Source organism: Streptomyces sp. NPDC026522 (assembly GCF_055567555.1).
This window is the reverse complement of the sequence record NZ_JBVHQF010000007.1, coordinates 226,349-243,262: the sequence shown is the minus strand read 5'-3', so window position 1 is coordinate 243,262 and position 16,914 is coordinate 226,349. Positions and strand designations below refer to the sequence as shown.

Annotated in this window: 16 protein-coding genes; 6 read left to right on the top strand and 10 right to left on the bottom strand. The window is 74.9% G+C overall.

What is annotated here, in order from left to right; genetic code table 11:
- Nucleotides 1-42 precede the first annotated feature (42 nt).
- Both ACZ4M3_RS20060 and ACZ4M3_RS20055 read right to left on the bottom strand, forming a co-directional pair.
- The gene (locus ACZ4M3_RS20060) at nucleotides 43-1,107 is read right to left on the bottom strand and encodes an SMP-30/gluconolactonase/LRE family protein (RefSeq protein WP_467734400.1); all 1,065 of its coding nucleotides are present in this window, start codon (nucleotides 1,105-1,107) and stop codon (nucleotides 43-45) included.
- Between the two features lie 238 nt (nucleotides 1,108-1,345).
- Nucleotides 1,346-1,810 (bottom strand): nitroreductase/quinone reductase family protein, encoded by a 465-nt coding sequence (locus tag ACZ4M3_RS20055; protein WP_467734398.1) that lies wholly within the window; start codon nucleotides 1,808-1,810, stop codon nucleotides 1,346-1,348.
- A gap of 170 nt (nucleotides 1,811-1,980) precedes the next feature.
- On the opposite strand from ACZ4M3_RS20055, the gene ACZ4M3_RS20050 reads away from it, so the two are divergent.
- The gene (locus tag ACZ4M3_RS20050; RefSeq protein ID WP_467734396.1) at nucleotides 1,981-2,679 is read left to right on the top strand and encodes a TetR/AcrR family transcriptional regulator; all 699 of its coding nucleotides are present in this window, start codon (nucleotides 1,981-1,983) and stop codon (nucleotides 2,677-2,679) included.
- Between the two features lie 162 nt (nucleotides 2,680-2,841).
- Complete coding sequence (locus tag ACZ4M3_RS20045) at nucleotides 2,842-3,798, top strand: spherulation-specific family 4 protein (protein WP_467734394.1); 957 nt, start codon at nucleotides 2,842-2,844, stop codon at nucleotides 3,796-3,798.
- Between the two features lie 30 nt (nucleotides 3,799-3,828).
- On the opposite strand, the gene ACZ4M3_RS20040 is transcribed toward ACZ4M3_RS20045, so the two are convergent.
- Complete coding sequence (locus tag ACZ4M3_RS20040; protein ID WP_467734392.1) at nucleotides 3,829-4,560, bottom strand: maleylpyruvate isomerase family mycothiol-dependent enzyme; 732 nt, start codon at nucleotides 4,558-4,560, stop codon at nucleotides 3,829-3,831.
- Nucleotides 4,561-4,611: 51 nt separating this feature from the next.
- Here ACZ4M3_RS20040 and ACZ4M3_RS20035 point away from each other — a divergent pair, with 51 nt between their 5' ends.
- Entirely contained in the window at nucleotides 4,612-5,262 is a 651-nt protein-coding gene (locus ACZ4M3_RS20035) for an alpha-ketoglutarate-dependent dioxygenase AlkB family protein (protein ID WP_467734390.1), read from the top strand.
- Between the two features lie 41 nt (nucleotides 5,263-5,303).
- Nucleotides 5,304-6,602, top strand: coding sequence for an ROK family protein (locus ACZ4M3_RS20030; protein ID WP_467734388.1), 1,299 nt, complete (start codon nucleotides 5,304-5,306; stop codon nucleotides 6,600-6,602).
- Nucleotides 6,603-6,761: 159 nt separating this feature from the next.
- Here ACZ4M3_RS20030 and ACZ4M3_RS20025 read toward each other — a convergent pair whose 3' ends face one another.
- Nucleotides 6,762-7,304: an ATP-binding protein gene (locus tag ACZ4M3_RS20025; RefSeq protein ID WP_467734386.1), complete on the bottom strand. Its 543-nt coding sequence runs from the start codon at nucleotides 7,302-7,304 to the stop codon at nucleotides 6,762-6,764.
- A 353-nt stretch (nucleotides 7,305-7,657) separates the two neighbouring features.
- Here ACZ4M3_RS20025 and cds1 point away from each other — a divergent pair, with 353 nt between their 5' ends.
- Complete coding sequence (cds1, locus tag ACZ4M3_RS20020; protein WP_467734384.1) at nucleotides 7,658-8,785, top strand: L-cysteine desulfhydrase Cds1; 1,128 nt, start codon at nucleotides 7,658-7,660, stop codon at nucleotides 8,783-8,785.
- A gap of 76 nt (nucleotides 8,786-8,861) precedes the next feature.
- Here cds1 and ACZ4M3_RS20015 read toward each other — a convergent pair whose 3' ends face one another.
- The 6 genes from ACZ4M3_RS20015 to ACZ4M3_RS19990 form a co-directional block, all read right to left on the bottom strand.
- The gene (locus ACZ4M3_RS20015; protein WP_467734383.1) at nucleotides 8,862-9,338 is read right to left on the bottom strand and encodes an SRPBCC family protein; all 477 of its coding nucleotides are present in this window, start codon (nucleotides 9,336-9,338) and stop codon (nucleotides 8,862-8,864) included.
- 132 nt (nucleotides 9,339-9,470) lie between these two features.
- Entirely contained in the window at nucleotides 9,471-11,927 is a 2,457-nt protein-coding gene (locus tag ACZ4M3_RS20010; RefSeq protein WP_467734382.1) for a right-handed parallel beta-helix repeat-containing protein, read from the bottom strand.
- A 114-nt stretch (nucleotides 11,928-12,041) separates the two neighbouring features.
- Complete coding sequence (locus tag ACZ4M3_RS20005; RefSeq protein WP_467734381.1) at nucleotides 12,042-12,659, bottom strand: Rv1733c family protein; 618 nt, start codon at nucleotides 12,657-12,659, stop codon at nucleotides 12,042-12,044.
- Between the two features lie 220 nt (nucleotides 12,660-12,879).
- On the bottom strand, nucleotides 12,880-13,704 hold the full coding sequence (locus ACZ4M3_RS20000) for an MOSC domain-containing protein (RefSeq protein WP_467734379.1): 825 nt from the start codon (nucleotides 13,702-13,704) through the stop codon (nucleotides 12,880-12,882).
- 94 nt (nucleotides 13,705-13,798) lie between these two features.
- On the bottom strand, nucleotides 13,799-14,308 hold the full coding sequence (locus tag ACZ4M3_RS19995; RefSeq protein ID WP_453408323.1) for a DUF6643 family protein: 510 nt from the start codon (nucleotides 14,306-14,308) through the stop codon (nucleotides 13,799-13,801).
- Between the two features lie 257 nt (nucleotides 14,309-14,565).
- Entirely contained in the window at nucleotides 14,566-15,738 is a 1,173-nt protein-coding gene (locus ACZ4M3_RS19990; protein WP_467734377.1) for a glycosyltransferase, read from the bottom strand.
- A 272-nt stretch (nucleotides 15,739-16,010) separates the two neighbouring features.
- On the opposite strand from ACZ4M3_RS19990, the gene ACZ4M3_RS19985 reads away from it, so the two are divergent.
- Nucleotides 16,011-16,802, top strand: coding sequence for a glutamate racemase (locus ACZ4M3_RS19985; RefSeq protein ID WP_467734375.1), 792 nt, complete (start codon nucleotides 16,011-16,013; stop codon nucleotides 16,800-16,802).
- The last annotated feature ends 112 nt before the right edge of the window (nucleotides 16,803-16,914 follow it).

Genomic DNA, 16,914 nt, shown 5'->3' with positions numbered 1-16,914 from the left:
GGCGCGCCGCCCGGCGCGTACGGGGCGCGGGCGGCAGCCCGGCTACTGCGGGTCGCGGGGCTCGTGGCCGTTGGCGCCGTGCCCCCTGAGGCGGGCGACCAGGAGGTTCGGATCGTGCTGCGAGGTGTAGGCGGCGCTGGGCACGAAGGCCCGGTGGTGGCGGATCGCGACCGAGGTCGGGTTCGACAGCCCGTCCCGCGCGGTCAGCACGATGTCGTGCGTGCCGTCGGGCCGCACCAGGGCCAGCTCGCTGCTCGGGTTCAGGGCGGCGAGGACCGTGCCGTCGTGGCCGGCGAAGGCGAAGTCGTCGACGCCCGTCAGCCCGGTCGCCCTGGTCGCGGTCGGGCCCGCGGACCCGTCCGCGCGGACCGGGATGCGCAGGAGCGTGCCGCGGTCGTAGTTCGACACCCACACCGCGTCGTCGCGCACCTTGATGCCGTTGGCGCCGAGGAAGCCGTTCGGCCGTAGTGGGGGACCGGTGGCCCAGGTCCGCACCGACCGGTCGTTCACGGAGATCCGCCAGACCTTCCCGAGGGCCGAGTCGGCCGCGTAGAGGAACCCGTGCTGCTGGTCGAGGGCGAGGCCGTTGACGAGCGTGTCCGGCGGCAGGGCGGCGAAGCGGGTGACCGATCCGTCGGGGGTGATCCGCCAGATGCCGGTGAGCGCGGCCGTGCCGGTGGCGTAGCCGACGTAGAGCGCCCCGTCGCGGGTGCGCACGATGCCGGTCGTGACCGCGGCCCCGAACAGCGGCGTGGCCGGGTGCGGCTCGTCGGGCAGGGTGGCGAGGACGCGGGTGTGGCCCCCCTTGTCCACGCGGGCGACCTGGCGGGCGAACGCGAAGGTCAGGTCGGCGGAGCCGTCCGGCTCCAGCGCGATGTTCTCCGGGGTCTGGCCCTCGGCGAAGCGGAAGTGCGCCACGATGCGGGAATCGGCGACGGTCAGCGCGGACGGCGCGGACACCGAGGCCGGGCGCGGGGGCGCGGGGGGAGGCGCGGCGACCGCGTGGGAGGCGGTCGCGAGCAGGGCGAGGGCCACAGCCGCGGTGCCGAGACCGGCGCTCAGGGCGCTCGGACCGGCGATGCGCGGTGGGCGGGGCTTTCGGGGCACGGCTGCTCTCCTTCTCGACCGGGCGGGGTCGGCGCACCTCCCGGCGGTGGCCGGGTGAGGCGGCAGGCGGACGAACGCCCACGAGAGCACGACGGGCAGTCGGGGCGGCGCCCCCGCGCGGGCCGTCAGGCCGTGTGAGTGCCCCGGATCGCCCGCACGGTCGAAGGCTGCTTCCGCCCGCCCGGCGCGGTCCTGCTCCCGGCGGGGCACCGGCGGGCGCCGGCCCGGGCGGCGCCCGTCAGCGCGACACGGTCAGGCGGAAGACGGGGTGGTCCGGGGCGATGGCGCGCAGCTCGGCGTCGGAGGACTTCGCGGTGACGCCCTGGAAGTACTGGTTCACCTGCCAGCCCCAGCGCTCCAGGTAGGGGCGCAGCACGGCGGCCCGCTCCGCGGGGTCGGTGATCTCGGTGACGGTGAAGGCGCGCACGGTGCGGCCCAGGCGCAGCTCGCCGCCGCCGGCGGCGCGGATGTTGGCGACCCAGTGGGAGTGGCCGCGGACGGAGACCAGGTACTGAACGCCCTCGACGGTGTGCGGATTGACGGGGATCCGCTGCATCCGGCCGGAGGTGCGGCCGCGCACCGACAGCTCGGCGCTGCCGGCGAGGCTGATGCCCAGCCGGGCGAGCCTGCCGAAGACGCCGTTGACGCGGTTGCCGAGCCGGCTGCGCCCGGCGTAGTAGGGCTCGGGGGTGGACGCGGTCATGACGGCCTCCGGGGCGGGGGTTGGGAGAGCGGTGCTCTCGCTTCGGACCAGTGTGCCCGGAGCGCCGCACTGAAGCAAGAGCACCGCTCTCGGAGCGGGCCGGGTGTCGGTTTACGGAGCGGTGCTCTCTTACTTGAGCGCTGCTCCGGCCGCATGCCACACTGACCGCCATGAGCACCGTGCGAGGGGCCCGCGAACGGGCCCGCATCGAGGTCACCGCCGCCATCAAGGACGAGGCGCGCCGCCAGCTCGCGGCCGAGGGCGCCGCCAAGCTGTCGCTGCGCGCCGTCGCCCGCGAGCTGGGCATGGTCTCCTCCGCCCTCTACCGCTACTTCCCCAGCCGGGACGAGCTCCTCACCGCACTGATCATCGACGCGTACGACAGCGTCGGGGCCGCCGCCGAAGGGGTCGATGCCACCGGCCTGGCCGCCGGAGCCGCGCCCCGCGCCCGCTGGAACTCCGCCTGCGGGGCGGTCCGCGCCTGGGCGCTGGCGCACCCGCACGAGTTCGCCCTGATCTACGGGTCCCCGGTGCCCGGCTACAGCGCCCCCCTCGACACCGTCGGCCCCGCCTCCCGCGTCGGCAACACCTTCATCGGCATCGTCCGCGCCGCCCACGCGGGCCGCGGCCTGGCCCTGCCCCCGTTGCCCGAGGCCCTGCACCCCGAAGCCCGGCGGATGACCGCGGAGTTCGCCCCGGACCTGCCTCCCGAGGTGACCGTGGCCCTCGTCGCGGCCTGGGCACAGCTCATCGGCCTGGTGTCCTTCGAGCTGTTCGGCCAGTTCAACCGGGTCGTCCAGGACCGCGCCGCCTTCTTCGCGCACGCGGCGGACCGCCTGGCGTACGACGTCGGGCTGTTCACGGCGTGAGCGGCCGAGGCGGCACCGCCGCCCACCCGCGGCAGCGGACGGGCCGATGGAAACGATTCGTCGCTCTGCTGTTCGTCGTATGAATGCATGTGGTTCGGCTTCTCCCGCACCGCCGCGCGTCTACTGTTCCTCGGGTCGCCCCACCGCCCCGGAGGAACCGCCATGGCCCGCGCCCGCGCCGCGAAGGCGCTGTACGCCGTTGTGACCGTCCTCTTACTGGCCGCCCCCGCGCCGGCCTGCGGGGCGTCGACGGGCACCGGACCGGCCGCGGGCCCGGCCGCCCCCGCCCCCGGCACGCCGCCCGGCCCCCGGGCCCCCGGCGTCCGGGGCCTGGAGGTCGCGGTCCCCGCCTACGTGTGGGCGGACGACCCGATGCTCTCGGAAGTGACCGCCGCCGGCCCGGCGGTCTCGGTGGTCGTTCTCAACCCGGGCAACGGCGACTCCCCGTTCACCTCCCGCTGGCAATCCCGCGCGGACACCCTGCGCGGCGCCACCACGGCGACCGGAGAGCGGACCAAGGTACTCGGCTACGTCCACACCGACCACGGCAACCGCGGCGCGGCCGATGTCAAGGCGTCCGTCGACAACTACCTGCGGACGCCCGACGGCCGGCTGCACGTCGACGGCATCTTCTTCGACGTCGTCAGCCGGGACTGCGGCCCGGCCAACGCCACCCGCGACCGGTACGAACAGCTGCGCCGGTACGTCGAGGACACCATGCAGGCCGTCGACCCGGGCGTGCCCGGACTGGTCGTGAACAACCCCGGCACCGCCATAGCCGACTGCTACCTGGAGCCCGGCCACCGTACGGCCGACGTCTTCGTCACCTTCGAGGACACCTACGCCGCCTACACAGCCGGCGGCTGGCTGGGCGGCAACGTGTTCAACGAGACCGGCGGCTACCGGCCCGGCAGCGAACTCGACCCGAGCGGAACGGCGTTCTGGCACCTCGTCCACGACGTCCCGGACGCCGCCGCGATGCGCTCCACGCTCCGCACCGCCTTCGGCCGCGGCGCGGGCTACGCCTACGCGACCAGCGCCACCATGCCCAACCCGTGGAACACCCGGCCGGCCTGGCCCTACGCCGCCCAGACCGGCTTCGCCGCCACGATCGGCTAGCGGGGCGGTCCGGCCGGGGCGGGTGGTGGGTCAGACGACGGAGGTTTCCGTCCACAGCCGCGCGAGCGGGTGCGCGTCACCGTCACCCAGCGGCAGGCGGTTCCACAGGGCCGCGTACAGCCAGGCCGCCTCGCCCGTCAGGTCGAGGTCCGCCGGGTCGTCCGTGGCACCCCGCACCGTGCGCGGCGGGTCCTGCGACAGGTGCACCGTCCACACCGCGCCGGTGTCGGTCGCCCGGACCCGTATGACGCGGGGCTCCTCGCTGCGCACCCGGCTGCGCGAGCGCGCGTGGAAGCCGGTCAGCAGTTCGTCCACCCCGTCCTCGGCGAACTCCGGCGTCACCGCCGAGAACGGGACGCCCAGCGCCGCCTGCGCGTCGAACCGGTGGACCGTCGTCTCGTGCGCCTGGCGGCGGGCCCAGAACCCCAGCGGTGACGGCGCCGTCGGCAGGAACGTCCAGCACTCCACATCCTCCGGAGCCCCGGTCAGCGTCCGCACCAGCGCCGCGTGCCCCTCCCGGAACCACGCCAGCAGCTCCGGCCCCGCGAACTCCGGCGCGTCCGGGAACGGGCCCGGCTCCGTCACCGCGCTCCCCACGTACCCGGCCGCCCAGCGGTGTACCGCCCCCGTGTGCCGCAGCAGATCGGCGACCCGCCAGCCGGGGCAGGTCGGGACCAGGGCGTCGGTGCCCGCCCGTTCGGCCGCGTCGGCCATCAGTTCGCCCTCGCGGGCCAGGGTGTCCACAAAGTCGATGATCTTCATGGAGGGGAGTGTGCCAGTCGCCACTGACAGCGGTCACCCCACAATGGGGACATGGAAGGGGAACTCTTCCCGCGCGAGCGGACCGAGATCGCCCCCGGCGCGGTGCACCTGCCCGACTGGCTCGACCGGCTCCGGCAGCGGGAGCTGCTGGCCGCCTGCCGCGAGTGGGCGCGGCCGCCGGCGGGCCTGCGCACCGTGCACACCCCCGGCGGCGGGACGATGACCGCCCGCCAGGTGTGCCTGGGGCTGCACTGGTACCCGTACGGATACGCGAGCACCGCCGTCGACGGCGACGGCGCGCCGGTCAAGCCGATGCCCACCTGGCTCGCCGAACTGGGGCGGAGCGCCGTGACCGACGTCTACGGCCGGCCGCCGGAGGAGGCGTACGACATCGCCCTCGTCAACTTCTACGAGGGCGATTCCCGCATGGGCATGCACCGGGACTCCGACGAGAAGTCGCCGGCGCCCGTCGTCTCGTTCAGCCTCGGCGACTCCTGCCTGTTCCGCTTCGGCAACACCGCCTCGCGCGGGCGCCCGTACCGGGACGTCGAACTGCGCAGCGGTGATCTGTTCGTGTTCGGCGGGCCGAGCCGGCTGGCCTACCACGGGGTGCCGAAGGTGCTGCCCGGTACGGCGCCGCCCGAGCTGGGCCTGACGGGGCGGCTGAACATCACACTGCGGGTCGGCGGCCTCCTGCCGTGAGCGGCGCCGGGCACCTCCCCGCTCGTGCGAGGATCGCTGTCATGAACGGCAACGGGGCCCCGCGGCGGGTGGGGGACGCGTCCACGGTGTCCACGGTCTCATCGGCGGCCTCCGCCGCGGACCGGGCCGCGGCCGCTACGCGGACCAGGCTGGAGCGGGGCCGCGGCGCGCTGGGCCCCGCGCTGGAACTCGTGCACACCGGCCGGGCCCCGACCCGGGCCGTGCTGACGGCCGAGCTGGGGGTCACCCGTGCCACCGCCGGAGCCGTGGCCGCGGAACTGGAGGCGCTCGGCCTGATCCGCGTCGACTCCCGCCCCGGTGGCGCCGGCGGAACCCAGGGCCGCCCCTCGCACCGGCTCTCCGTGGCGGAGGACGGCCCGGTCGCGCTGGCCGCGCAGGTGCACTCGGACGGCTTCCGGGCCGCGCTCGTCGGCCTCGGCGGCCGGATCGTGGCCACCGCCCCCGGCAAGGTCACCGTCTCCGCCGACCCGGCGCAAGTCCTCGGCGCGGTCGTCGACGCGGGCGCCGCGCTGCTCGCCGAGTCCGGGCGGCGCTGCATCGGCGCGGGCCTCGCCGTCCCGTCGGCGGTCGCGGAACCGGAGGGCACCGCCCTGAACCCGCTGCACCTGGCCTGGCCGGCCGGCTCACCGGTCCGGGCCATCTTCGCCGAACGGGTGAAGGCGGCCGGCATCGACGGCCCCGCCCTCACCGGCAACGACGTCAACCTCGCCGCGCTCGCCGAACACCGGCACGGCGCGGGCCGCAGCGCGCAGCACCTGCTCTGCGTGGCCACCGGCCACCGCGGTGTCGGCGGGGCGCTGGTGCTCGACGGCCGCCTGCACAGCGGCAGTGCCGGGCTCGCCCTGGAGGTCGGCCACCTCACCGTGAACCCGGAGGGCCGGGCCTGTCACTGCGGCAGCCGGGGCTGCCTGGACGTGGAGGCGGACCCGCTGGCCTTCCTGACGGCGGCGGGGCGGACGCCCGGCCCCGAGGTGTCGCTGCTCCAGCAGGCACGGGAGCTGCTGCACGCGGAGCTGGCGGATCCGGCCGTACGGACGGCCGCCGAGGAGCTCATCGACCGGCTGGGGCTGGGGCTCGCGGGCCTGGTGAACATCCTGAACCCGGACCGGATCATCCTGGGCGGTCTGCACCGGGAGCTGCTGCACGCGGATCCGGAGCGGCTGCGCGCGGTGGTCGCCGACCGGAGTCTGTGGGGGCGCAGCGGCGGCGTGCCGATCCTGCCGTGCACCTTGGACCACAACAGCCTGGTCGGCGCGGCGGAGCTGGCCTGGCAGCCGGTGCTCGACGACCCGCTGGGAGCGCTGGGCACGGCCGCCTGACACCGCCGGGAGCGGGGGGCGCCGGGTGCTCCGGGCCCCGGCGCCGCGGGCCCTGAAGGCAGCGCCCCACATGCGGCGGCCCGGAAGCGGCGGCCCCTGACGCGGCGGGCCTGAACCCGGCGGCGCGCACGCGGCGGCCCCCGCCAGCCGGGTGCGGCGCTACCCGGGCCTGGCGCCGGCCCGCGCCGACACCGGCACGGCCGTGACCACGGCTGCGGGCTCAACGGCGTAGAGCGCCGCCGGGGCGGGCTCCCGTATGGCCTTGGGGGAGATCCGCACGGTACGGGCCGGCGCCGGCGCGGCCGGAGCCGCCCGCATCGAGAACCACACCACCTTGCCCGGCCCGTCCTGCTGGTGCCGGGCGCCCCAGGCCTCGCTGATCGCCGCGACGAGCGCGAGACCGCGTCCGCAGGTCTCCAGGGCGGCGGACTCGCGGACCACGGGCAGCCGGGGATCGCTGTCGTGCACCGAGACGGTGAGCCGCCCGAGCCGGAATTCGATCTCCACCCGGCAGACCTTGTCCGGCTGTGCGTGCCGGTGCACGTTGCTGAGCAGCTCCGTCACGCCGAGCGCGGCCCGGTCGATGAGGGGGTCGAGCTGCCAGTGACGCAGTTGCGCTGAAACGATTCTGCGGATCTGGCCGATCCGGGCGGGCAAGGCCTGCAGTTCGACGACGCAGTGCCTGCGGGAATGACTTATCACGGCTGCGACTCCCCGACATGAGTGTTACGGGTGCTGCACCCTCTGTGACGCCTCACCAGGGTCACCCACGGTGCGCCGCTGTGCAACCGAACGCGCGCGATGATCTGCCCCGCGCGTCCGGGACCCGTCCGAAAGTCGTCCCCGGCCGTCCGAAAGCCGCCGACCGCCCCCGCGCAGGCAGCGCGCAGGCAACGCGCACGCCACGCGCGGGCCGTCCGCGGGGGTGGGTGCACTGGCCATCCGCCGGCCGCCCTAAAGCGATTCGCATGGAGACCCAAAGGAACTGTTTGCGCAGGTGAGGGAGGTACATTGCGAAGGCAGGGGGTCATGGAAGTGATGAAGGAGCAAGGCGCATGAGCACGACCAGCACCACCGCCAGGGCCGACGACGTCGACCGCAGCGACGCGGACTACCGGGCCTGGCTGAACGAAGCCGTGCGCAAGGTCCAGGCCGACGCCAACCGGTCCGCCGACACCCACCTGCTGCGCTTCCCGCTCCCCGAGGAGTGGGGCATCGACCTGTACCTGAAGGACGAGTCGACGCACCCGACGGGTTCCCTCAAGCACCGCCTGGCCCGTTCGCTGTTCCTGTACGCCCTGTGCAACGGCTGGATCCGGCCCGGCCGCCCGGTCATCGAGGCGTCCTCCGGCTCGACCGCCGTCTCCGAGGCGTACTTCGCCAAGCTGATCGGCGTCCCGTTCGTCGCCGTCATGCCGCGCACGACCAGCCCCGAGAAGTGCCGCCTCATCGAATTCCACGGCGGCACCTGCCACTTCGTCGACGACTCGATGAAGATGTACGAGGAGTCGGCGCAGCTCGCGGCCCGCACCGGCGGCCACTACATGGACCAGTTCACGTACGCGGAGCGGGCGACGGACTGGCGCGGCAACAACAACATCGCGGAATCGATCTACCAGCAGCTGCGTCTGGAGCGCTATCCCGAGCCCACCTGGATCGTGGCGACGGCCGGCACCGGCGGCACCTCCGCGACGATCGCGCGCTACGTGCACTACATGCAGCACGACACCCGGATCTGCGTCCCCGACCCGGAGAACTCCTGCTTCTTCGACGGCTGGACCCGGAACGACCCGAACGCGAGCAGCGACTGCGGCTCGCGCATCGAGGGCATCGGCCGCCCCCGGATGGAGCCGAGCTTCGTGCCGGGTGCCATCGACCGGATGATGAAGGTGCCGGACGCGGCGAGCGTCGCCGCTTGCCGGGCGCTGGAACAGGCCATAGGGCGCAAGGCGGGCGGCTCGACCGGCACCGGCCTGTGGAGCGCGCTCAAGATCGTCTCGGAGATGGTGGCCCAGGGCCGTAGGGGCAGCGTCGTGACCCTGCTGTGCGACCCGGGCGACCGCTACCTCGACAAGTACTACTCGGACGCCTGGCTGGCGGCACAGCAGCTGGACATCGCCCCGTACACGAAGACCATCGAGACGCTGCTGACGACGGGGGCCTGGCGGGAGCCCTCGGCCTGACCGGGGACCGGGCCGCGAACGGCGCCGCCGGGCACCGCGCCACCGGGCCCGGTGCCGGGGTGGGTGCCGGGTACCGTCAACCCCGCGTGCTCAGCCGGGCGTCGAGCGCGCCCACCGCCGAGCGGAACGAGTGCCCCAGCCCGGGGCGGGCGGCGGCGAGGGCGAACCGGAACGGGGCCGGTCCGTCCGCCGCGAAGGTCCACCGGATCCGGGTGCCGGAGCCGGAGGGGCTCAGCCGCCACTCCTCCAGCAGCGCCCGTACCCCGGGAACGTTGGTCTCGTCCACCCGGTACGCGTAGCGCTGCTCCGGCTCCGCCGCCACCACGGTCTCCCGGAACCGGACCCCGCCCACCAGCCCGATCTCGCGGCCCGCGCCGCCGTGCGTGGACCGGGCCAGGGTGACCGCCCTGAACCAGGCCGGCCAGTCCGCCACGTGCTCGGCGAGCGCCCGGTAGACCGGCGCCGGCGCCTGGGTCGCGCGCGCCGTGAAGACGAGCCGGACCGGCGCCGTCTCGGCGAAGTCCAGCTCCACGGCCCGGAGTCGGCGAACCATCGTGACAACCCCCTGCGAGACGCGCGGTACGGAACGGAGGAACGGAAAGGTGCTGTGGGGCACCTTACTTGGCGGCCCGTCAGATGTCTCCGGGCACCGAGCGGGCGCCGGTCATGCCCCTGGCCGCCGGCCTCAGCGGCCGGCGGCCGCCGCCGAACCCGCCGGGAGCGCCGGCAGGTCCGCCGGGAACAGCAGCGTGAGCTCGTCGGTACCCGGATCGCTGAGCTGCGCCACCCGGCCCGCGTGGCGCTCGACCATGGACTCGAAGGTCTGCCGGGCGGTGCGGCCGTTGCCGAAGGCGGGTCCCTTGGGCAGCTCCGTGAAGTACGCCAGCAGTGCCTGCGCGGTCCCCTCGGCCAGCCGGTACTCGTGCTCCTCCGCCTGCTGCTCCACGATGCGCAACAGCTCCTGAGGCCCGTAGTCGCCGAAGGTGATGGTCCGGGAGAAGCGGGAGGCCACACCCGGGTTCACGGTCAGGAACCGCTCCATCTCCGCCGTGTATCCGGCGACGATCACCACCACCGCGTCCCGGTGGTCCTCCATCAGCTTCACCAGCGTGTCGATCGCCTCGCGCCCGAAGTCGCGGCCCGAGTCCTCCGGCGCCAGGGCGTACGCCTCGTCGATGAACAGCACACCGCCACGAGCCCGGTCGAAGGCCTCCTGGGTACGGATCGCCGTGGACCCGATGTGCTCGCCGACGAGGTCCACCCGGGACACCTCGACCAGATGCCCCCGCTCCAGCACGCCGAGGGAGGCGAGGATCTCCCCGTAGAGCCGGGCGACGGTGGTCTTGCCGGTGCCGGGGGAGCCGGTGAAGACCAGGTGCCGGCGCACCGACGCCGCCTTGAGGCCCGCCTGCTGCCGCCTGCGCCCCACCTCGATCATGTCGGTGAGGGCCCGCACCTCGCGCTTGACGCTGGCCAGGCCCACCAGCGCGTCCAGCTGGCCCAGCACCTCGCCGGAGCCCCGGGCGGGCGCGGCGGCAGGGTCCGGCTCGTCGGCGGGACGCTGCGCCGGTACGCCGGCGGCTCCCGGTACGGGGCCGCGCGCCGCCGTCACCGTACGGATCCCCGCGCGCTCGTGGGCCGGGCCGCCGGCGGCGGCAGACTGGGCGGCGAGGCGCGGCCCGGACTCGTCACTGGTGCAGTCCTCCGCGACGGGGCCGTCCTCCGCGAACTCGTAACCGCCCCGCGCGCAGCGCTCGGTGTGGCACTTGGCCAACGAGGTGCGGCTGCCGTCGATCACATGGAAGCCGAAGCCGGAGCTGCCGCTCACCCGGCAGGCTGTGAAGGTGCCGCGGCCACCCGCCGAGACGTAGAAACCGGCCTCGGCGGCGGAGGTGACCGCGCAGCGCTCCAGGACCGGGTCGGCTCCCTTGGTGACGATCACGCCCGTCTGGACGGAGTCGACGGAGCAGTTGGCGAGCGTGCCGCCGCTGCCGTGGTCACGGAACCAGGCCCCGGTCGCCGCTTCCCGGATCCGGCAGTCGTCCAGCTGCGCGGTGGCCCCGTCGCTCACCGAGACGGCGGTGTTGCGCACCTGGGACAGGTCGCTGTCGACCACGTCCACCCGCGAGCCGCGGTCCAGCACGAACAGGGCGTCCGGCACGTCGTGCACCCGGCAGGAGTCCAGCGAGGCCGTGGCCCCGTCACTGATCCACACCGCCGGATAGTCACCCGTACTGTCGTGGATCTCGCAGGACTGGGCGTCGACCCGGGTTCCCGGATCCCAGACCGACAGGCCGTTGCGGCCGAACCGGCGCACCGTGGTGCGGCTCAGCGTGAGCACCGAGCGCGAGCGCAGGTCGATCGCGTTCTCCGGGATGTCGTGGATGTCGCAGCCCGCGAGCGTGAGAACGGCGTCGGTGTCGAGGGTGACCCCGTCGGCCGAAGTACGGTGCACCGCGCAGTCGGTGAGCCGGGCGGCGGCCCGCGCAGCGACCTGCACCCCGGTGCCCTTGATCTCGTACACCTCGCAGCCCACCGCCTCCAGCCCGGAGCCCTCGCCGGTGACGGCGATGCCCGCGCCCGTGGCGTGGTGGATCCGGCAGCCCTCCAGGCGCGGGTGGCCGCCCCGCACCGAGATCCCGCTCTGCCCGGCCGCCACGACCTCGCACTCCTCGAACACCCCGCCGCCGCCGTCGAGTACGGCGATCCCCACTCCGGCCGGGTTCTCCACCGTGCACCGGCGCACCAGCGGTCTGGCCCCGCCGCGGACCTCGATGCCGGCCGAGGAGCGGGTGCTGACCCGCAGATCGGTCAGCTCGGGCGAGCCGTCCTCGACGAGCAGCGCCGGCGCCGTCCGGTCCTGGCCCTCCAGATGGAGGTCCTGCACCACGGCCGAGGCGCTCACGGTCAGTGCGACGCCGTCGGGCGGGGCGATCCGCACGGACCCGACCGCGCCCTCGGGCCCCCGCAGGGTCACGGCGTGGCGCAGCACCAGGTTTTCCCGGTAGGTGCCGGGCGCGATGGACAGGACGTCCCCGTCCCCGGCGACCGCGAGCGCGGCGGTCAGCGTCGCGTACTCACCGGAGCGGCGCCGCCAGCGCGAGGACCCGCCGTGTGTCACCTGGACCGTGCCCTGAGCCATGGTGCTGTCGTGCCCCCACCCTCGTCTTCGCATTGGCGGCAGTCACCGCCGCGGTGGCCCGCGGCCGGTCTGCCCGGTCCACCGTAGCGCGCGCAGGGCCGGGGAGTTGCCAGGTCAGCTGCCCGCGCCCGCGCGGCCCCAATCCGGTCCGACCGCGGCCCACGCCCGGTCCAGCCGTATGTACCGCCGGTGCACGAGCCGCCGTACGATCAGCCGCCGGACCGTCTCCACCAGCGCGGCCACGCCCAGGGCGGCGGCCAGACCGGCCATCACGGAGTGGAACGCGGCGGCGGAAGCGGCGAGCGGCTGCCCCACGAGCCGGCCGCTGGTGTCCGTCCATATCCGGAACCGGTCACCGGGCCGGGGCGGTTCCTCGGCGGCCGGCACCGTCCCCTGGTGGCTGCTGCCGTCGGGCGCGGTCCACGAGGCGAGGATCCGGGTCCGCTGCGGCGTCTGCGGCCCCGCGGACTTGTCGGCCGCCGCGGCCCCGCCCGCGAGCGTGCCCTGGGCCGGCCGGAGCACCACCGCCGGGACGAGGTACCGCTCCTGCCGCTGTTCGTGCACGGCGCGCTGGAGGGTGTCGTCCACCCGTACGCCCGCGAGCCAGCCGACGGCCGGAGCGAGCACCAGCACGCACACCGCCGCGGCGAGCGCCAGCCACGCCTCGAAGAGATCAGTCCGGCGGCGCAGCGGATTGCGCCGCCAACGCCACACGCCCATTGCTGTCCACACGGTCCGGCACCCCCTCGCCTCCGCCTGCCTGCGCGTCCCAGCTTCCCGCATGCCCGGTGGACGCGCATTCCGGAACGCGGGAGACATGCGCATCCGGCCGCGCCCGGTCCGGCGCACGTTCCCCCGCGCCCGTCCGGGTCCCGGCCCACACGTCTCGAATGATCCAACGGTGCCGCCGTGCCCGCTGGTTCCGGCGGGCGGGCGGAGCCCCTCGAAGGTGTTATTCCAGAACGCGGACCTCGTCGCCGACGCGCACCGTCCCCAGCGCGACCGGCACCAGCTGCCGCCCGAACGCGAGCGACTTCCCGATCCGCCGGTGCTTCGCCAGCGTCATCAGCGGTTCCTTGCCGCGCACCGCGGTCGCCTGGTCGGTGGTGGTGACGATGCACCGCCCGCACTCCCGCACCCCGCGGAAAACGGCGTCCCCGATGGCGATGCGGCGCCAGCCGTCCTCGGCCCAGGCCTCCGCCCCGGCCACCACCAGGTTCGGGCGGAAACGGTTCATCGGCAGCGGCCCCTCCTGCGGCTGACCGCCCTCGGCGATCAGCGCGTTCAGGGCGTCCAGCGAGGCCAGGGTGGTGGCGAGCAGCGGATAGGCGTCCGCGAGGCTCACCGTCTCGCCCGGCAGCGCGTAGTCCGGGTCCACGGGACGGCGCACGGCGGGGTCGTCCAGGTACACGAGGCGGGCGGGGAGGCCGAGATAGGCCGAAAACCAGTCGGCCGCGGCCGCCGCCGCGACCACGGTCTCGATCTTCTTGCCGAACAGGACGACGGGCTCCAGCGGACCCGGCTCCGGCACCTCCACGACCAGATCCGCCATGCCGGGGGCCGAAAGCGCCAGCCGGCCGCCCTCCAGCGGACGGGCCGAGGCCAACGCCAGCCGCGCCTGCTGGCGTTGCGTGATGACCGCGCCCTCGACGTCGATCACTGCCCATCGGCGGTCGCCCGAGAGCCCCCAGGGCTCCACCGCCGCCTCGTCGGGAGCGGTTCCCGCCACCGATTTGACGGGATAGACGTGCAGCGAGTGGACATACGAGTTCGACATGAGTGCATTTTGCCAGGCGCCGCCCCCGCGGCCCCCGGCGCCTCTTCCCGCAGGGCCGGGCGGTAGTCGGCCGCCGCGGCCGTGCTCGGCCGGCCTAGTAGCCGCGCCCCTGGTACGGGCGGCCGTACGGGTCCTCGTACGAGGGCACCTGAGCTGGCGCCTGCATCGGCCGCGGGGCGGCCGGGCGCATGGCCTCGTATCCGGTGGCGGTCGCGACCGGGCGCGGCTGCTGCTGCGGGACGTACCCCGCGCGGGCGCCGACCGGCTGCTGCTGCGGTACGTAGGGGGCGGGCGCGTTCTGCAGCGGCATGGGCATCTGCATCTGCGGCGCGGGCTGCTGCTGGTACGGGTAGCCGTACGCCGGGGCGCTCTGCTGCTGGGGCATCGAGGGCGCGGCCGGCAGGGCGGGCAGGGCGGACGGGAGGGCCGGCAGGTACCCACCGCTCGAGTAACCGGAACCGGGGGTGTCGTAGGCGGCGGGCACGCGGATCGGGGCGATCTGCGGAGTGCCGCGTTCGGCGACGAGGGAGTCGTAGATGGGGGTGTCCGGGAAGGAGGGCGCGGAGTAGTAACCGCCGCCATAAGTGGAGCGGGGGGAGGTCATGGGACCTAAGTTAAGCCCACGACTTCACGGGGTCCATAGCGAGGTGTCGTCAACCCCGTCCTGACCTGCATATTCGCAGGTCAGGGCCACAGCTTTCACTTCACGTTCACGTGCACGATTCGCACCGTCCACCCCACCTTGTTCCTACTCGTACTCACCGGTTGGGTGTTGCACCCACTTGACCTTGACGCAGCGTCACCAAGCGGAGGCCCGCTGCGTGACCTCGTATGACGGCCGTTCAGCCGGACCGCGAGGGGTCAGGCGTCGCTGGGCCGGGCGTAGGTCCGGCCCTTCCAGGCGGCGCCGCGGCCGCGGTAGTGCAGGACGGCCGAGTCGACGGTCATCAGGAGGTAGAGCAGTGCCGTGAACGGCAGCAGCGGCGCGAGGACGGCCGGCTGGCGGTAGTAGCGCAGCATCGGCAGATAGGTTCCGGCCATCAGCAGCCAGGCCGAACCGCCCGCCCAGGCCAGGGGCGGACGGCCCAGGGCGAGCCCCGCGAACAGGGCGGCCGGCGGCACCAGGTAGACGAGTACGAGCCCGGCCACCGTCCCCGCCAGCAGCAGCGGCTGATGGCGCAGTTGGGCGTACGCGCTCCGCGAGACCATCCGCCACAGGTCGCCCAGCGCCGGGTAGGGGCGCACGCTGTCCACCCGCTCCGCCAGGCCGAGCCAGATCCGGCCCCCGGTGCGCCGAACGGCGCGGGCGAGGCTGACGTCGTCGATGACGGCCTGCCGGATCGAGTCGGGAACGCCGGCGCGGACGGCGGCTTCCGTACGCAGGAGCACGCAGCCGCCTGCGGCCGCGGCGGTCCGCCCGGCGGGGCGGTTGATCCGGCGGAAGGGGTACAACTGCGCGAAGAAGTAGACGAAGGCCGGTACGACGAGCCGCTCCCAGAACGTGGCCACCCGCAGCCGCGCCATCTGGGAGACCAGGTCGAGGCGGGCGGAGGTCGCCGCGGCGACGAGCTCGCGGAGGCTGTCCGGTTCGTGGGCGATGTCCGCGTCGGTGAGCAGGAGGTACTCGGGTTCGGTGGCGTGGGCGGTGCGCGCGTGCGCGATGCCGTGGCGCAGGGCCCAGAGCTTGCCGGTCCAGCCGGGGTCCGGGGCGCCGGGGGACACGACGGTGAGGGGCAGCCCCAGGAGCTCCCCGGCCAGGCGCCGGGCCAGGTCGGCCGTGCCGTCCGTACTGCCGTCGTCCACCAGGACCACCTCGGCGGCGCCGGGATAGTCCTGGGCGAGGAGTGACGGCAGGCTGCGGGGCAGCACCTCCGCCTCGTCCCTGGCCGGGACGACGATGGCGACGGACGGCCAGCGGGCGGGAGCGGTACGCGGGGGGAGGCGGACGTCGGTGCGCCAGAACATGCCCTGGGCGAGGGTGAGCCAGAGCCAGGCGGCGAGGGAGGCGTAGGCGGCGGTGAGGAGGAGGCCCATGGCCGCAGTGTGCCGAACCGGGCGGAACCTGTCGCGCATCCGGACACCGTGGCGCCCCCCCCCGGGGTGCGGATCCGGGGGCGGGGCGGCCCGGGCGCGCGGCTTCGGGGGCGGTCCTGCGGTGTCGTTTCGGGGCGTGGGGGCCCGGGCCGGGGCGGCCGGAGCCCGCGCCTCCGGAGAGCCGTCCGGCGGTCCGGCCCCGGGGTGCGGGGGCGGCCGGGTGGCGGGCGCGGTCGCGGAGCTGGCGGCCCGCGTCGATATAAGGTGACCAGGTGAAGATCGCCCTCATGGACTCCGGAATCGGCCTCCTCGCGGCGGCCGCCGCGATGCGACGGCTGCGGCCCGACGCCGATCTGCTGCTGTCCAGCGACCCCGACGGGATGCCCTGGGGCCCGCGCACGCCCGCCGACCTCACCGGGCGGGCCCTCGGCGTCGCCCGGGCCGCCGCCGAGCACCGCCCGGACGCCCTCGTCGTCGCCTGCAACACCGCCTCCGTGCACAGCCTGCCGGCCCTGCGGGCGGAGCTGGAACCCGCCATCCCGGTCATCGGCACCGTGCCCGCGATCAAGCCGGCCGCTGCCGCGGGCGGCCGGGTCGCCATCTGGGCCACGCCGGCCACCACCGGGAGCCCGTACCAGCGCGGCCTGATCGCGGAGTTCGCCGCCGGAGCCCGGGTCACCGAGGTGCCCTGCCCCGGCCTCGCCGACGCCGTCGAGCGCGGCAACGAGGAGGCCGTCGCGCGGGCCGTCGCCGCGGCCGCCGCGCTCACCCCGGCCGACGTCACCGACGTCGTACTCGGCTGCACGCACTACGAGCTGGTCGAGGCGGCGATCCGGGCCGCCCTCGCCGAACAGACCGGCGGGGCGGAGTTCGTCTTCCACGGCTCGGCCGAGGCGGTCGCCGTACAGGCGCTGCGCCGCATCGGCGCCCGCCCCGAGCCGGGCCTGCCCCGTACCGGCGGGCTGACCGTCCTGCTCGGCGGGCAGCAGGGGACCCTCCCGGCCGCCGCGCTCGGCTACGCCGAGGGCCGGCTGCTCGCGGAGGGCGCGCCCCTCGCGCACTGACCCGCCGCGCCCCCGGCCCCGGCTCCGCTACGGCGGGCCGGGCCGGCGATGAGTTTCCCGCCCGACGGGAGTCGGAAGAGGGACAGGAAGCTCTCCGCGGCGAAGGGTGGTG

What these genes read in the sequence shown, in the direction of transcription:
- ACZ4M3_RS20055 (WP_467734398.1), bottom strand. Translation starts at nt 1,810, where the DNA reads ATGACCGCGTCCACCCCCGAGCCCTACTACGCCGGGCGCAGCCGGCTC.
- ACZ4M3_RS20050 (WP_467734396.1), top strand. Translation starts at nt 1,981, where the DNA reads ATGAGCACCGTGCGAGGGGCCCGCGAACGGGCCCGCATCGAGGTCACC.
- ACZ4M3_RS20045 (WP_467734394.1), top strand. Translation starts at nt 2,842, where the DNA reads ATGGCCCGCGCCCGCGCCGCGAAGGCGCTGTACGCCGTTGTGACCGTC.
- ACZ4M3_RS20040 (WP_467734392.1), bottom strand. Translation starts at nt 4,560, where the DNA reads ATGAAGATCATCGACTTTGTGGACACCCTGGCCCGCGAGGGCGAACTG.
- ACZ4M3_RS20035 (WP_467734390.1), top strand. Translation starts at nt 4,612, where the DNA reads ATGGAAGGGGAACTCTTCCCGCGCGAGCGGACCGAGATCGCCCCCGGC.
- ACZ4M3_RS20030 (WP_467734388.1), top strand. Translation starts at nt 5,304, where the DNA reads ATGAACGGCAACGGGGCCCCGCGGCGGGTGGGGGACGCGTCCACGGTG.
- cds1 (WP_467734384.1), top strand. Translation starts at nt 7,658, where the DNA reads ATGAGCACGACCAGCACCACCGCCAGGGCCGACGACGTCGACCGCAGC.
- ACZ4M3_RS20015 (WP_467734383.1), bottom strand. Translation starts at nt 9,338, where the DNA reads ATGGTTCGCCGACTCCGGGCCGTGGAGCTGGACTTCGCCGAGACGGCG.
- ACZ4M3_RS20010 (WP_467734382.1), bottom strand. Translation starts at nt 11,927, where the DNA reads ATGGCTCAGGGCACGGTCCAGGTGACACACGGCGGGTCCTCGCGCTGG.
- ACZ4M3_RS20000 (WP_467734379.1), bottom strand. Translation starts at nt 13,704, where the DNA reads ATGTCGAACTCGTATGTCCACTCGCTGCACGTCTATCCCGTCAAATCG.
- ACZ4M3_RS19995 (WP_453408323.1), bottom strand. Translation starts at nt 14,308, where the DNA reads ATGACCTCCCCCCGCTCCACTTATGGCGGCGGTTACTACTCCGCGCCC.
- ACZ4M3_RS19990 (WP_467734377.1), bottom strand. Translation starts at nt 15,738, where the DNA reads ATGGGCCTCCTCCTCACCGCCGCCTACGCCTCCCTCGCCGCCTGGCTC.